This is a genomic window from Streptomyces harbinensis (assembly GCF_900116145.1).
Lineage (GTDB): Bacteria > Actinomycetota > Actinomycetes > Streptomycetales > Streptomycetaceae > Streptomyces > Streptomyces carpaticus.
In genome coordinates, this window is the sequence record NZ_FPAB01000008.1 from 72,798 (window position 1) to 87,346 (window position 14,549).

General features: G+C 75.4%; 12 protein-coding genes (1 of these 12 only partly in view). 7 read left to right on the forward strand and 5 right to left on the reverse strand.

The annotated features are described in order from the left end of the window. The 6 genes from BM385_RS21025 to BM385_RS21050 all read left to right on the forward strand — a co-directional run. Nucleotides 1–884 carry the end of a non-ribosomal peptide synthetase gene (locus tag BM385_RS21025; protein WP_175543066.1) on the forward strand. It extends 19,381 nt beyond the left edge of the window, so 884 of the gene's 20,265 nt are visible here — the last part of the coding sequence; its start codon lies off the left edge, out of view; its stop codon occupies nucleotides 882–884. Further along, nucleotides 884–2,674: a carbamoyltransferase family protein gene (locus tag BM385_RS21030; protein ID WP_217650964.1), complete on the forward strand. Its 1,791-nt coding sequence runs from the start codon at nucleotides 884–886 to the stop codon at nucleotides 2,672–2,674. The genes BM385_RS21025 and BM385_RS21030 overlap by 1 nt, the downstream gene beginning before the upstream one ends. Then, entirely contained in the window at nucleotides 2,671–6,036 is a 3,366-nt protein-coding gene (locus tag BM385_RS21035) for a non-ribosomal peptide synthetase (RefSeq protein WP_093844013.1), read from the forward strand. The genes BM385_RS21030 and BM385_RS21035 overlap by 4 nt, the downstream gene beginning before the upstream one ends. Further along, a complete protein-coding gene (locus BM385_RS21040) occupies nucleotides 6,020–7,573 on the forward strand; it encodes an amino acid adenylation domain-containing protein (RefSeq protein ID WP_093844014.1) in 1,554 nt (517 codons plus the stop codon). The genes BM385_RS21035 and BM385_RS21040 overlap by 17 nt, the downstream gene beginning before the upstream one ends. Next, entirely contained in the window at nucleotides 7,570–7,785 is a 216-nt protein-coding gene (locus tag BM385_RS21045) for an MbtH family protein (protein WP_019434407.1), read from the forward strand. Before BM385_RS21040 ends, BM385_RS21045 begins: the two co-directional genes overlap by 4 nt. A 69-nt stretch (nucleotides 7,786–7,854) precedes the next feature. After that, on the forward strand, nucleotides 7,855–9,153 hold the full coding sequence (locus BM385_RS21050; protein ID WP_019434408.1) for an MFS transporter: 1,299 nt from the start codon (nucleotides 7,855–7,857) through the stop codon (nucleotides 9,151–9,153). A 57-nt stretch (nucleotides 9,154–9,210) separates the two neighbouring features. On the opposite strand, the gene BM385_RS21055 is transcribed toward BM385_RS21050, so the two are convergent. Further along, entirely contained in the window at nucleotides 9,211–9,411 is a 201-nt protein-coding gene (locus BM385_RS21055; protein WP_019434409.1) for a ferredoxin, read from the reverse strand. Further along, nucleotides 9,408–10,649, reverse strand: coding sequence for a cytochrome P450 (locus BM385_RS21060; RefSeq protein WP_093844015.1), 1,242 nt, complete (start codon nucleotides 10,647–10,649; stop codon nucleotides 9,408–9,410). The genes BM385_RS21055 and BM385_RS21060 overlap by 4 nt, the downstream gene beginning before the upstream one ends. A 179-nt stretch (nucleotides 10,650–10,828) precedes the next feature. Here BM385_RS21060 and BM385_RS21065 point away from each other — a divergent pair, with 179 nt between their 5' ends. After that, nucleotides 10,829–11,311, forward strand: coding sequence for a MarR family winged helix-turn-helix transcriptional regulator (locus tag BM385_RS21065; protein WP_019434411.1), 483 nt, complete (start codon nucleotides 10,829–10,831; stop codon nucleotides 11,309–11,311). A gap of 12 nt (nucleotides 11,312–11,323) precedes the next feature. Here BM385_RS21065 and BM385_RS21070 read toward each other — a convergent pair whose 3' ends face one another. From BM385_RS21070 to BM385_RS21080, 3 genes are read right to left on the reverse strand one after another with little or no spacing between them, the layout of a single operon-like run. Beyond that, entirely contained in the window at nucleotides 11,324–12,334 is a 1,011-nt protein-coding gene (locus tag BM385_RS21070) for a FecCD family ABC transporter permease (protein WP_093844016.1), read from the reverse strand. An 11-nt stretch (nucleotides 12,335–12,345) separates the two neighbouring features. Beyond that, on the reverse strand, nucleotides 12,346–13,389 hold the full coding sequence (locus BM385_RS21075; protein WP_019434413.1) for a FecCD family ABC transporter permease: 1,044 nt from the start codon (nucleotides 13,387–13,389) through the stop codon (nucleotides 12,346–12,348). Continuing rightward, nucleotides 13,386–14,438 (reverse strand): iron-siderophore ABC transporter substrate-binding protein, encoded by a 1,053-nt coding sequence (locus BM385_RS21080; protein ID WP_026047527.1) that lies wholly within the window; start codon nucleotides 14,436–14,438, stop codon nucleotides 13,386–13,388. The genes BM385_RS21075 and BM385_RS21080 overlap by 4 nt, the downstream gene beginning before the upstream one ends. Between the last annotated feature and the right edge of the window lie 111 nt (nucleotides 14,439–14,549).

Sequence of the window (14,549 nt, forward strand, 5' to 3'; positions counted from 1 at the left end):
CGCTGGCCCGGCTGTACGGGGCGCCGACGGTCGCCGCGCAGGCCGCGTACCTGGACGGCGCGGGCGCGGGCAGCGAGCGGGTGGTGCCGCTGGGCGGGACGCCGGGGGCGGTGCCGCTGGTCCTGGCGCATCCGCTGGGCGGCACGCTCTTCGGATACCGGGAGCTGGTGGCGGAGCTGGGCGGGGAGTTCGAGGTGCTGGGGCTGCAGGGCGACCCGTCCTCGGGGGCGGCGCCGGGCGAACTGGGCGCGCTGGCGGCCGGGTACGCGCGGGAGCTGGCGCCGCTGCTGGCCGGGCGTGGCCCGGTGGTGGTGGCGGGCTGGTCGGCGGGCGGCGCGATCGCCCACGAGGTGGCGGTCCGGCTGCGGGAGGCCGGGGTACCGGTGGCGCGCCTGGTCGTCATCGACGCCGAGCCGGGCCGGGCTCCGGGGGCGCCGGCTGCGGCGGACGGCGGGCGGCCCGGGCTGACGGTGGGCCGGCTGGAGGAGTTGCGCGCGGCGGTGCTGCGCGAGGGCCCCGGGGCGCTGCTGGCCGACGCCGCATCCGGCCGGGCGGGCGCCGTGCTGGCGACGCTCGGGGTGGACGCGGCGGCGCTGGCCGAGCTGGACGGGCCGACCACCGCCACGCTGCTGGCGTACTGGCGGGATCTGCTGGCGGCGCTCGGCCGCTGGCGGCCGGCCCGGTTCGCCGGGGAGGCCCGGCTGGTGCTGTCGCTGGCCGACGATCCCGCCGAGCGCGAGCGGGCCGCGGCCGGGTGGCGGGAGCTGACGGGGTCGCTGACGGTCGCGTACACGGCGGGCGACCACTTCCAGATGCTGCGCCGGCCCCATGTCGGCGCCGTGGCCGACGCGGTGCGCGATCGGACCGAACCGAGGGGAGCCTGATGGTGCTCGTACTGGGAATCAGCGGACTGGACCGGGCACAGGCGGTGAAGCGCGAGCTGCTGCCCGGACTCGACAGCCGCGAGCTGCGGCTGGTGCAGGGCCTGGACTCGGCCGCCGCGCTGGTCGGTGAGGACGGGGTGCTGGCCGCCTCCGCCCAGGAGCGGCACGACGGCGACAAGGGCACCGGGGCGTTCCCCGTCGACGCGATCGCGGCCTGTCTGCGGATGGCGGGGGTGACGCCGGACGAGGTGGACGTGGTGGCGCACGGCTTCCGGTACGAGCCGTCGGCGGCGTTCGAACGGGACGCCCTCACCCGCCGCTGGTTCCGCGAGGTGTACGCGGAGGAGGTCCAGCGGGAGGTGCTGCGGGAGCACTTCCCGGGCCGGGACTGGGAGCGCAAGCTCGTGCGGGTGCCGCACCATCTGGCGCACGCGGCCAGCGCCTACTGGCTGAGCGGCTTCGACGAGGCGACGGTGCTGGTGGCCGACGGCATGGGCGAGACCGAGGCGACCTCGGTGCACGCCGGTGCGGGATCCGGGCTGCGGACGCTGCGGCGGTATCCGATCGGCGTCTCGCTGGGCATCCTGTACAGCGTCGTCACCCAGTACCTGGGGTTTCTGCCCGGGATGGACGAGTACAAGGTGATGGGCCTCGCCCCGTACGGGGACCCGGCGCGGTTCGCGGCGGCGGACGGGGAGCTGATGCGGCGGCTGCCGGACGGTGTGCTGCGCTCCCCGCTGCTGGCGCACGACCGCACCCCGCTGGAGCGGGAGACGCACCGGGGGGTGATCCGGCGGCTGGAGGAGCTGTTCGGGCCGGCCCGGCATCCGCAGGCGCCGCTGGAGCAGCGGCACATGGACGTGGCGGCGACGGTGCAGCGCGCCCTGGAGGAGAGTCTGCTGCATGTGCTGCGCGCGGCGCGGGAGCTGCCGGGCGGCGGGTCCCGGCGGCTGTGCATGGCGGGCGGGGTGGCGCTGAACTGCACGGCGAACGGGGTGATCGCCCGCAGCGGGCTGGTGGACGAGATGTTCGTGCAGCCGGCTTCCGGGGACGACGGCAGCGCCCTGGGCGCGGCGCTGTGGGAGCTGCGCCGGCGGCGGCCCGCCGCGCCGCGGGCGATGACGATGCCGTACTGGGGTGAGGGGTTCGGCCCCGGGGAGATCGCGGCGGCGCTGGCGGGCCTCGGTCCCGGTTTCGAGGTGCGCTCCGCGCTCGCCCGGGACGAACTGCTCGCCCGGGTGTCGGCGCTGCTGGGCGGCGGGTCGGTGGTGTCGTGGTTCCAGGGGCGGATGGAGTTCGGGCCGCGGGCGCTGGGGCACCGCAGCATCCTGGCCGACCCGCGGGTGCCGGGGATGCGGGCGCATCTGAACGCCGTGGTCAAGCAGCGGGAGGAGTTCCGGCCGTTCGCCCCGGCGGTGACGGCGGAGCGGGCCGGGGAGTTCTTCGAGATCGCGCCCGGGCAGGAGGGCCTGTACCGGCACATGCTGTGCGTGGCGCAGGTGCGGGAGAAGTACCGGGAGGTGCTGCCGTCGATCACGCACGTGGACGGCTCGGCGCGGGTGCAGGTGGTGGACCGGGCGCAGTCGCCGCTGTTCTGGGAGCTGATCCGGCGGTTCGGTGACGATCACGGCACACCGGTGGTGCTCAACACCTCGTTCAATCTGCGGGGGCAGCCGATCGTCCGCACGCCCCGGGAGGCGGTGGAGACCTTCGCCCGGTCCCCGCTGGACGCGCTGGCGATCGGGGATGTCCTGGTGACGCGGGCGCGGGCGGAAGGCGGCGGCCGGTGAGCGAGGTGCCGGAGGCCGGCGGGGACCGGCTGCGGGCGGCGGTGGCCGAGGTGTGGCGGCGGGCGGTGGGGGCGGAGCCGGCCGGCGACGACGACCATTTCTTTCTCGCCGGGGGCGATTCGATCGTGGCGGTGGAGGCGGCGATGAGCCTGCGGTCCGTCACCGGGACCGAGGTCGAGCTGGATCTGCTCTACGAGTACCCGGAGTTCGGCCGGCTGGTGGCGGCGCTGGCCGGGGAGGGCGGGGCGGCGCGGACCGGCCGGCCGCTGACGCCGGCGGAGGAGCGGCTGTGGGCGTCGGAGCAGCTGTGGCCGGGCACCGCGCGGTACCACGTCGGGGCGGTGTACCGGTTCGCCGGGCGGCTGGATGTCGCCGGGCTGCGGGCGGCGCTGGACGGGCTGGCGGCGGCGCATCCGGCGCTGCGGCGCGGCTTCGCTGCTCCGGGGCTCGCGGTGGAGGCGGACCCGGCGCGGGTGCGGGTGCCGTGCCGCTGGGTGGCGGCGCCGGGTGTCTCGGAAGCGGAGCTGGGCGCGCTGCTGGACCGGGAGGTGCGGGAGCCGTTCGAGCTGGCCAGGCCGCCGCTGCTGCGGGCGCTGGTGGTGGACCGGGGCGCGGCGGGTGATGTGCTGCTGCTGACGGTGCACCATCTGGTGTGCGACGGGGCCTCGCTGACGCTGCTGGAGGAGGAACTCGGGCGGCGCTGCGCGGGTGCGGACGATGCGGGGGCGCCCGGCGCGCCGCCCGTGGTGCCGTCCGGCGGGGCGGTGGTGGACGGGCCGGCGGCACTGGCGTACTGGCGGCGCCGGCTGACCGGGGCGCCGCAGGCGATGGCGCTGCCGGCCGATCTGCCCCGGCCGGCGGTGCTAGGCACGGGCGGGGCGGTGCACCGGGCGGCGTTCGCGCCGCGGGCGCTGGCCGCGCTGCGCGCGGTGGCCGGGCAGGAGCGGCTGAGTCCGTTCATGACCTGGCTGGCCGCGTACGCGGTGGGGCTGGCGGCGGTGACCGGCGACCGCGATCTGGTGGTGGCGGTGCCTGCCTCGGCGCGGGAGCCGGGTGGCGGTGCGGAGATCGGGATGTTCGTGGACACGCTGCCGCTGCGCCTCACGCTGCCGCCCCGGGTGACGGCGCGGGAGGTGGCGCGGCGGGTGCGGCGGGCGGTGGCGGAGGCGCTGGCGCACCGCCGGGCGCCGTTGCAGGACATCCTGGCCGGACTGCGGATCGGCGCGGACCGCTCGCGCGCGCCGCTGGCGCAGGTGGCGCTGACCCACCGGATGGCGGGCGAGGGCGGGCTGCGGCTGGCGGGCCGGTGGGCGCGGCGGGAGCTGTGGCCGACCGGCACGGCCAAGTACGAGCTGCTGTGGTCGGTGGTGGACGGCGCCGAACCGGAGCTGGAACTGGAGTACCACACGGAGCTGTTCAGTCCGGCGGCGGCGGGCGCGCTGCACGAGCGGCTGATCGGGGCGGCAGCGGCGGCGTTCGCGGCGCCCGACGCGCCGCTGCCGGAGGTGGTCCGCGAGCCGTCCGGCGGCGGCGACGGGCCCGGGTACGAGGCGGTGCACCAGCGGTTCGAGCGGCACGCGGTGCGGCGTCCTGGCGCCGCCGCACTCGTGGACGGAGCGCTGCGGCTGACGTACGGCGAACTGGCGGTACGGGCCCGGGCGGTGGCGGCCGGGCTGCGGGCGGCCGGGCTCGGCCGGGGGTCGGTGGTGGCGGTCGTGGCGGAGCGCGGTGCCGGGTCGGTGACCGGGTTCCTGGGCGCGCTGTACGCGGGCTGCGGCTATCTGCCGGTGGATCCGGGGCAGCCGGCGGCGCGGGCCGTCCGGCTGCTGGGGGCGGCGGACGCGGTGCTGGTGGCGCGGGCCGCGGTGGATGCGGTGCCGGGGGCGGCCGGCGGCGGGCCGGTGCTGGTGCTGGAGGAGCTGTGGGACCGGCCGGTGGGCCCGGGCGCGCCGGGTCCCGCCGCGGTGACGGGTGCGGACGTCGCCTATGTGATGTTCACCTCCGGTTCGACCGGGGAGCCGAAGGCGGTGGTGGTGCCGCACCGGGCGATCAGCCGGCTCGTTCCGGACGCGGACTATCTGAGGATCGGTCCGGAGGATCGGGTGGCGCATCTGTCGCATCCGGCGTTCGACGCGGCCACGTTCGAGGTGTGGGGCGCGCTGGCGGCCGGTGCGACGCTGGTGGTGGGCGGCCGGGACGTCGCGCTGGCCCCGGCCCGGCTGCGGGAGTTCGTCGCGGGTGAGCGGATCAGCGTGCTGTGGCTGACGGCCACGCTCTTCCACCAGGTGGTGGACTTCGCGCCGGACGCGCTGGCACCGCTGCGGGTCCTGCTGGCGGGCGGCGAGCAACTGGACGCCCGGCGGCTGGCGGCGCTGCTGGCCCGCCCCGACCGGCCGGGACGGGTCGTCAACGGCTACGGGCCGACCGAGAACACCACCTTCAGCACCTGGCACGACATCACGCCCGCGGACGCGGCGGCCGGGACCGTCCCCATCGGCCGGCCGGTCTCCGGCACCACCGCGCACGTCCTCGACGGCGCGGGCGCCCCGGTGCCGGTGGGCGCGGTCGGTGAACTCGTGGTCGGCGGGGACGGTCTCGCGCACGGCTACCTGGGCGATCCGGCGGCGACGGCCGCGGCCTTCGTGCCCGATCCCTTCGATCCGCGCGGCGGGCGGCGGCTGTACCGCACGGGGGATCTGGTGCGGGTGCTGCCGGGCGGGCTGCTGGCGTTCGAGGGGCGGCGGGACGACCAGGTGAAGATCCGGGGCCACCGGGTGGAGCCGGCCGAGGTGGAACGGGAGCTGTGCGCGCTGCCCGGCGTGGGCCGGGCGGTGGTGCTGGCGCGCCCCACGGAGCACGGGGCGGAGCTGGTGGCCTGGGTGACGCCGGTGCCGGGCGGCGGCGCCGGGGCGCTGGACGGGGCGGCCCTGGCGGCGGCGCTGCGCGAGCGGCTGCCGGACCCGCTGGTGCCGCTCGTGGTGCCGCTGGAGCGGCTGCCGGTGAACGCCAGCGGGAAAACGGACCGGGCCGCGCTGCTGGCGGGCGCCGGCCCTTCGGTGGCGTCCCCGCCCGAGGCCCCGCCCGCGCCGGAGCCGGCGGACCCCGCCGCCGGATCCGGTGACGCGCTGGCCGGACGGATCGCGGCGCTGTGGTGCGAGGTGCTCCAGGTGCCGGCGGTGGGGCCCGGGGACAGCTTCCTGGCGCTGGGCGGTCACTCCATCATGGCGCTGCGGCTGCTGGCGCGGCTGGACGAGGAGTTCGCGGTCACGGTGGAACTCGTGGACTTCTTCGCCGATCCGACGCCGGCCGGGCTCACCGCCCTGGTGCGCGGGGCGGGGGTGGGCGATGTCCTCGCCGACTGACGACGGGGCGGGCACGGTGCTCGGCGCCGTGCTGGCGCAGGCCGGGGCGCGGCCGGCCGCGCCGGCGGTGGAGAGCGCCGACGGCACGCTCAGCTACGGCGCGCTGGTGGCCGCCGCCCGCGCCGAGGCCCGGCGGCTGTCCGCCGCCGGTGCGGTCCGGGGCAGCCGGGTGGCGATCGAGTCCGGGTACGGGGCCGGGTATCTGGTGCCGCTGCTGGCCTGCTGGCTGCTGGGGGCCACGGCGGTGCCGCTGGATCCGGCGGCACCGGGCGAGCGGCGCCGCTACCAGATCCGCCGGGCGGGCTGCGTGGTGGCGGTGCGCGGCCCGGTGGCCGACGGGGTGAGCGCGGGCGCCGCCGCCGAGGTGGCCCGGGAGCGGGCCGGGGCGGTGCCCGCTCCCGGCGACCCGGCGGCGTACGTCCTGTTCACCTCCGGCTCCACCGGGGTGCCCAAGGGGGTGGAGGTGGAGCATCCGGCGCTGTTCAATCTGCTGGACCACTTCGTGCGGGCGCTCGGGTTCGGTCCCGGCAGCCGGATGCTGGCGCACAGCAACACCGTCTTCGACATGTCGGTTCCGGAGATGCTGATCCCGCTGGTGTGCGGCGGGACGGTGGTGGTGGCGCCGCCGCGCGCGGCCCGCAATCCGGAGCTGTTCGCCCGCTTCCTGCGCGGGGCGCGGCTGTCGGCGGCCTGGGCGACGCCCAGTCAGCTGCGGCTGCTGCTCCCGTTCCTGGCCGGCGAGCGGGTCTTCGGCACGCTCATCTCCGGCGGCGAGGCGCTGCCGGCCGCGCTGGCCGAGGCGCTGACGCCGGTCACCGGCGCGCTGTGGAACGCGTACGGCCCCACCGAGATCACGGTCGTCGGTCTGTGCACCCCGCTGGCGCCGCCGTTCTCCGATCCGCTGCCGATCGGCCGGCCGCTGACCGGGATCGGTGCCCGGGTGCTGGACGAGGCGGGGCGGCCGGTGCCCGCCGGGACGGTCGGTGAACTGTGGCTCTCCGGCGCCGGGGTGGCGCGGGGCTACACCGGTGAGCCGGGGCTGACCGCGCGCTCGTTCGTGACCGGGCCCGACGGTGTGCGCAGCTACCGCACCGGCGATCTGGTGCGGGCCGGGGCGGACGGGCAGCACTACTTCCACGGGCGTGCGGACGACCAGGTGAAGATCCGGGGCCACCGGATCGAGCTGGGCGAGATCGAGGCGGTGGCGCAGCGGCTGCCGCACCTGGCCCAGGCGGTGGCGGTGGACTGCGAGGGCCCCGAGGGCCGCCCGGAGCTGTATCTCGCCTGTGTGCCGGCCGCCGGATCGCCGCCGTGGCCGCAGGCGCAGCGGGAGGTGCGGGCCGGTCTGCACCGGCTGCTGCCCGCGTACATGAGGCCACGTCAGCTGCTGTGCTTCGCGGCGCTGCCGGACACGGCGGCGGGCAAGACCAGCAGGCGGGCCGTGCGGGAGCTGGTGCGCGACCGCCTGCGCGACGCGGGGCCCCCGGTCGGGGCCCCGTCCATTCCACCCACCGGGCACGAGAGGACCGTCCCATGACCGCAGAGGCAAACGACACCGGCGAGCAGCAGTTCGTGGTCGTCGTCAACGACGAGGAGCAGTACTCCGTCTGGGCCGCCGACCGTCCGGTGCCGGCCGGCTGGCGGGCGCCGGGGCCGCGTGGCACGCGTCAGGAGTGTCTTGACCACATCGGCCGGGTGTGGACCGACATGCGCCCCCGCAGCCTGCGGATCGCGATGGGCGAGGACTGACCGCCCCGTATCCGATCCCCGGCGGCGGGCGCACCGTCCGCCGCCGTTCCTTTCCCGGAGGTCCGCTCGATGTGGAAACTGTTACGCACCGACAAACGCTTCAGACGGCTGTTCATCGGTGAGAGTTTCTCCAGTTTCGGGGACAGCGCGGTCTATCTCTCCCTCGCCATCTGGATCAAGGATCTGACGGGGTCCGACGCGGCGGCCGGGGTGGTGTTCCTCATCATCACCGCGCCCGGTCTGGCCGCCCCGCTGCTGGGGCACTGGGTGGACCGGGTGCGCCGCCGGCCGCTGCTGCTGCGGATGTACGCGGTGATGGCGGTGCTGGTGCTGTCGCTGCTGTTCGTCGACGGCTCGGGGGACGTGTGGATCATCTATCTGGTGACGCTGGCGTACGGGGTGCTGTTCGCCACCCCGGCCCGGCCGGCGCTGCTGAAGGATCTGCTGGCGTCCGAGAACGCCGCCGAGGCGCGGTCGCTGCTCATCACGGTGCGCGAGGGGGTGCGAATCGTCTCGCCGGTGGCCGGCGCCGGGGTGTACACGGCGTTCGGCGGCGGTGCGCTGGCCGTGCTCGGGTCGGCCACGTTCGTGGTCGCCGCGCTGGTGCTGTGGTCGATCCAGGTGGTGGAGTCGGAGCCGGAGCCGGCCGGTGAACCGTTCGCGCGGTCGGTCACGGCGGGCTTCCGCTTCGTGCGGACGGTCCCGTTCCTGCTGCGGCTGACGCTGGCGATGGTGGGTTTCCTGGCGGTGGTGGGGCTGCTGGAGACGGCGGTGTTCGCCGCGGTGGACCAGGGGCTCGGCCAGGGCGCGGCGTTCGTGGGGGTGATCGCCTCGCTCCAGGGCGCCGGTTCGGTGCTGGGCGGCATTCTCGCCGGGCTGCTGGTGAAGCGGGTCGGGGAGTTCCGGGGCAGCGCGGCCGGTTACGGGCTGATCGCGGTCGGCCTGGTGCTGTGCGTGTGGCGGGAGCTGCCGCTGTTCGTGCTGGGTTCGATGCTGGTCGGGGTCGGGCTGCCGTTCCTGATGGTGGCGCTGAGCACGGCGCTGCATCTGTACGCGCCGGCGCGGATGCAGGGCCGGGTGAACGCGGCGGTCAGCTCGGTGTGCGATCTGTTCCAGACGCTCTCCATCGCGGCGGGCGCGGCGCTGATCGGGCTGATCGACTACCGGATCATGTACGCGCTGATGGGGGTGGCGGCCCTGATGTGCGCGATGTCCCTGCTGATGCGGCGGATCGCCGCGCCGCAGGTGTCGCACTCGGTGGCCGACGCGCCGGACGCGCCGGACGCACCCGAGGCGCCGGCCGGTGGCGCCGGTGCGCCGCCGGACCCGTCCGGCCCGGCGGACGAGGAACTGCGCCCGGCCCGCTGACCCCGGCCGCCGCGGTCCGTCCCGTCCCCGGTGGCCGGGGGCGGGACGGACGGTGGGTCAGGACGGTTCGCGCACGGTGATGGCGGCGCCCGGGCAGACGGCGGCGGCCTCCCGGACGGCGGGGTGCAGCGCCTCGCCGGGGGTGGCGTCGAGCAGTTCCACGATGCCGTCCTCCTCACGCTGGTCGAAGACGTCCGGTGCGATCAGGACGCACTGGCCCGCCCCGCAGCAACGGGTGGTGTCCACGCCGATGTTCATGCCGCGCTCTCCTCCCACACCACCGGGACCTCGCGCAGCCCGCCCACCAGCAGGCCCTCCAGCCGGTGCAGTTCGCCCGCCGGCACGGCGAGCCGCAGCGTGGGCAGTCTGCGCAGCAGGACCTCCAGGGCGACCTGGAGTTCGGTGCGGGCCAGGGCCTGGCCGAGGCAGGCGTGCGGTCCCGCGCCGAAGGCGAGATGGGGGTTGGGGCTGCGGGTCAGGTCCATGGACGCGGCGTCGGGGAACATCCGCTCGTCGCGGTTGGCGGCGGGCATCGCGCACACGACGGTGGTGCCGCTCGGCAGCGGCCGGCCGTCGATCTCGATGTCCTCGGTGAGGTAGCGGCGGATGCCGAACCCGGAGTTGGCGTCGAACCGCAGCGCCTCGTCCACGGCGGTGCGCACCAGTGCGGGGTCGGCGACCAGCCGTTCCCAGCGGCTGCGGTCGGCGAGGAGCAGGGCGGTCATCTTGCCGATCATGTTCGCGGTGGTCTCGTGGCCGGCGACCAGCAGCCCCATGCCGGTGGCGGCCAGTTCCTCGTCGGAGGGCCCGCCGTCCTCCTCGGCGCCGCCGTCGCGGACCAGCATGCCGAGCAGGTCGTCGCCCGGGTCGGCGCGGACGGCCGCGACGTGCGCCTCCATGTAGCGGGTGAACTCGGCCTGGGCGGTGCGGGTCTGTTCTGCGGTGAAACGGGTGACGTTGAGGAAGGCGTCCGACCAGTGGGAGAAGCGTTCGCGGTGCTCCGCCGGCACACCGAGGATCTCGCAGATCACGAAGACCGGCAGCGGGAAGCCGAGGGACGCCTTGAGGTCGGCGGGGCCGCCGCGTTCGACCATGGCGTCCACGAGCGATTCGGCCATGGCGGTCATGCCGGGGCGCAGCGCCGTCATGCGTTTGGCGGTGAAGTACTTGCCGACCCGGCGCCGCCAGCGCTGGTGGCCCTCGCCGCGATCGGGGATGGCCACCGATCCGTCCGCGTCGGCGGCGGGGCCGCCGGCGCCGTCGGGGGCGACCCGGGCGGCGCCGGGGTCGGTGGCGGCGGGGCGGGCGAAGCGGGGGTCCGCCAGGACGTTCTTGACGTCCGCGTAGCGGGTGAGGTAGGCGGCCGTGTCGCCGCTGGGGAGTTCGGCGGTGGCGACCGGACAGCCGCTGCGCAGGGTCTCCCAGGCGGCGGGTGCCTCCAGTGGGCTGTCGCCGGTGAGCGGCAGCCGTACGGTCTGTTCCTGACGTGGCGTCATGGGCTCCTCCGGGTGTGCTGGGGAGCGAACGCGGTACGGCCCGGGCAGGCGTTCACGGTACGCAACGCTACCGACACTGTGCATGATGCATCAAGAGTGCATGATGCACTTCGGGCGCATGGCGCAATCCCGCCGTAGGGTGGTACCCCACAGCTGTTCGGACCACGGGGGGAGCCGGAGTGGAGGCCCGTCGGGCGGGAGAAGAGATCGAACGCGAGCTGCTCATCCTCACCCGGCACCGGGAGCTGGGCACCCCGCGCGGGGTCCGGGCCGGCGCGGCGCTGGACCGCAGCGCCTATGTGCTGCTGAGCCGGCTGGAGGCGCAGGGGCCCATGTCGATACCGGAGTTCGTGGAGGCGTTCGGGCTGGCCGCCTCCACCTTCACCCGGCAGACCTCGGCCCTGCTCGACAGCGGTCTGGTGGAACGCGCCCTGGACCCGGCCGGCGGGACGGCCAGGAAGTTCCGGGTGACGGAGGAGGGCCGGGCGCGGCTGGCGGCGCAGCGGGCCGGGATCGTCGACGGGCTGACGGCGGTGCTGGCCGACTGGCCGGCGGACCGGCTGGTCCGGTTCATCGAGGATCTGCGCCGGTTCAACACGGACATCGAGCGGCTCAGCGGCCGGCCCTGGCCGCGCAACGGGCCCCCGCCCGCCGCGCCCTGAGCGCGCGCCGGCTCACAGCGAGCCGCCCGCGCGGTGCGTCCTGATGATCAGGTAGACGAGGTAGGGGGCGCCGAGCACGCCGGTGATCACCCCGACCGGGTAGCGGGTGCCGAAGGCGAACTGGCCGCAGAAGTCGGCGGCCAGCACCAGCAGCGCGCCCACCAGGGCGGAGGCCAGCAGCAGGGAGTGGCCGGGGCCCACCAGGCGGGCGGCGATGGGCCCGGAGAGGAAGGCCACGAAGGCGATCGGCCCGGCGGCGGCGGTGGCGAACGCGATCAGGCCGACGGCCGCGACGATGGCCACGATCCTGGTGCGCTCCACGCGGACGCCCAGCGCGGCGGCGGTGTCGTCGCCCAGTTGCAGATGGCCCAGGGCGCGGGTGTGCCCCAGCAGGACGGGGCCGAGGACGGCCAGGGCGATCAGCACCGGCGTCACCTCCGTCCAGCTGGAGCCGTTCAGGCTGCCGGTGAGCCAGCGCATGGCTTCCTGGAGGTCCCACTCCCCCGCCTGCGAGAGGATGTAGGCGGTCATGCTCTCCAGCATCGCGGCGATCCCGATGCCGATGAGGATGAGCCGGGAGCCGGCCACCCCGTCCTTGAAGGACAGGGTGTAGACGGCGAGGGCGACCACGAGGCCGCCGGTGATGGCGAAGACGGAGACGCCCACCTCGCTCAGGCCGAGCACCACGATGGCGAAGGCGGCGGCGGCCCCGGCGCCGGAGCTGATGCCGATGATGTCGGGGCTGGCCAGCGGGTTGCGCAGCATGGTCTGGAAGGTGACGCCGGCCAGGCCGAAGCAGAGTCCGACGAGGACGGCGAGCACCGCGCGCGGCAGCCGCAGCCGGCCGACGGTGAAGGAGGCGCCCGGTACCTGTTCGCCGAGGACGACGCGGACGACCTGGCCCGGTGGGTAGAAGGTCTGCCCGAACATCAGGGTGCCGGCGAAGGCGGCCAGGAGCAGGGCCGCCAGGGTGCCGATGACGACGCGCCGCCGGCGGATCCGGCGGGTCCGGCCCTCGGCCATGGCCTGAAGGGTCACAGGGCTCGTACTTTCTGTCGGCGGACGATGTAGATGAAGAACGGGGCGCCGATCAGGGCGGTGATGATGCCGACGTCGATCTCGGAGGGGCGGTTCACGACGCGGCCCACGACGTCGGCGGCGGTCAGCAGGGCCGCGCCGAGCACGGCGGCCAGCGGCAGCAGCCAGCGGTGGTCGGGGCCGATCACGAGCCGGCACAGGTGGGGCACGACCAGGCCGACGAAGCCGATGGGGCCGGCGACCGCGGTGGCGGCCCCGCACAGCAGGACGGCCCCGAGCGCGGCGGCGGCGCGGGTCACCACGACCTTCTCGCCGAGGCCGGCGGCCAGTTCGTCGCCGAGCGCCAGGGAGTTCAGGCCCCGGGCGGACAGCAGGCAGAGCAGGAAGCCGACCGCGAGGAAGGGCAGGATGTGGCCGATCTTCTCGAACGAGGCGCCGCCGACCCCGCCGATCTGCCACATGCGGAAGGTGCCGGCGATGTCGTTGCGCGGCAGCATCACGGCGGTGACCAGGGAGGCGAGCGCGGCGGAGACGGCGGCGCCGGAGAGCGCGAGCTTGAGCGGGGTGGCCCCGCCGCGTCCCAGGGAGCCGATGGTGTAGACGAACAGGGCGGTGGCGGCGGCTCCTGCGGTGGCGATCCAGATGTAGCTGGTGGGCGAGGTGAGCCCGAAGTAGGCGATGCCGGTGACCACGGCGAGCGAGGCGCCCATGTTCACGCCGAGGATGCCGGGGTCGGCCAGCGGGTTGCGGGTGACGCCCTGCATCACGGCGCCGGCCGTCGCGAGGGCGGCGCCGACCGTCATGGCCAGCAGGGTGCGCGGCACCCGTTTCTTGACGGCGGCCTCGCCGAGGGTGCTCTCGGCGCCGCCGAGGCCGGCGACGATGTCGGAGAGGCCGACGTCGCGCGCGCCGAGGGCCACCGAGGCGGCCATGACGACCGCCAGGGCGGCCAGGGTGCCGGCGATCCACAGGGTACGGACGTGCGCCGGACGCCGCGCGAGGTCGGCGTCCGGCGTGGTCCGGGTGTCGGTCGCGGTCATTCCACCTTGTCCGCGGCCTCGGCGAGCAGGGCGACGTAGTCCTCCAGGACCCACCCGATGGACAGCGGGGTGGGGTTGGCGGCGGTGGCCAGCGGGCTGCTGCCGGGGAGGAAGGCCACCGAGCCGCGCTCGACGGCGGGGATCTTCGACAGCAGCGGGTCGGACTGGAGGATCTGGAAGAGTTCGCCGTCCTCGTCGCCGTAACCGGTGATGATGTCGACGTCGTCGAAGAGTTCGGCCTGTTCGGCGCTCTGGGTGAGGGCGAACTGGTCGGTCCCCTCGGATGCCTCGGCGATGCTGGCGGGGATGGTGAGGCCGAGGTCCTCGAAGAAGAGGGTGCGGGTGTCGTGCGCGGTGTAGAAGCCGACCTGGCTCACATCGGTCGGGTCGATGTGGGTCATGAACATCACCGTCTTGTCGGTCAGCTGCGGGTAGCCGGCGACGGTGGCGGCGATCTCCTCCTCCAGGTCGGCGATGAGGGCCTCGCCCTCGGCCCCCAGGCCGATCGCCTCGCTGTTGAGCTTGATGATGTCCCGCCAGGAGGTGGCCCAGGGCGCTTCCGGGTAGGCGACGACGGGGGCGATGTCGCTGAGCGTGTCGTAGTCCCGCTGGGTGAGGCCGGAGTAGGACGCGAGGATCACGTCCGGCTGGGTGTCGGCGACGGCCTCGAAGTCGATGCCGTCGTTCTCGTCGAAGAGCACCGGAGTCTCGGCGCCGAGTTCGTCCAGCTTCTCGGTGACCCAGGGCAGTACCCCGTCGCCGTCGTCGTCGCCGAAGTTGGCGGCGGCCATGCCGACCGGGACGACTCCGAGGGCCAGCGGCACCTCGTGGTTGGCCCAGGCGACGGTGGCGACCCGCTCCGGCTGCTCCGGGATGGTGGTGGTGCCGAGGGCGTGCTCGATGGTGAGCGGGAAGGTGCCCGGCTCCTGGCTCTCGCTGCCCCGGTCGGCGTTGCCGGCGCTGTCGCCGTCCGGGGAGGAACCGCAGGCGCTGAGGGTCAGCGCGGTGGCCGCCGCCACGGCGAGAGCCCACCGTCGATATGAACGCATGGCAAAGACACTCCGCTCCGGAAACTTAGGTATGCCTTACCTATGTTACGTGAGTGTCGGGTGGGCACGACCGCGGGGTCGGCCGCCGTCCTGGCAGCCGACCCCGGGCCC

Coding starts and splice junctions, on each gene's coding strand:
- BM385_RS21030 (WP_217650964.1), top strand. CDS start 884: ATGGTGCTCGTACTGGGAATCAGCGGACTGGACCGGGCACAGGCGGTG.
- BM385_RS21045 (WP_019434407.1), top strand. CDS start 7,570: ATGACCGCAGAGGCAAACGACACCGGCGAGCAGCAGTTCGTGGTCGTC.
- BM385_RS21060 (WP_093844015.1), bottom strand. CDS start 10,649: ATGACGCCACGTCAGGAACAGACCGTACGGCTGCCGCTCACCGGCGAC.
- BM385_RS21050 (WP_019434408.1), top strand. CDS start 7,855: ATGTGGAAACTGTTACGCACCGACAAACGCTTCAGACGGCTGTTCATC.
- BM385_RS21040 (WP_093844014.1), top strand. CDS start 6,020: ATGTCCTCGCCGACTGACGACGGGGCGGGCACGGTGCTCGGCGCCGTG.
- BM385_RS21070 (WP_093844016.1), bottom strand. CDS start 12,334: ATGGCCGAGGGCCGGACCCGCCGGATCCGCCGGCGGCGCGTCGTCATC.
- BM385_RS21080 (WP_026047527.1), bottom strand. CDS start 14,438: ATGCGTTCATATCGACGGTGGGCTCTCGCCGTGGCGGCGGCCACCGCG.
- BM385_RS21055 (WP_019434409.1), bottom strand. CDS start 9,411: ATGAACATCGGCGTGGACACCACCCGTTGCTGCGGGGCGGGCCAGTGC.
- BM385_RS21075 (WP_019434413.1), bottom strand. CDS start 13,389: ATGACCGCGACCGACACCCGGACCACGCCGGACGCCGACCTCGCGCGG.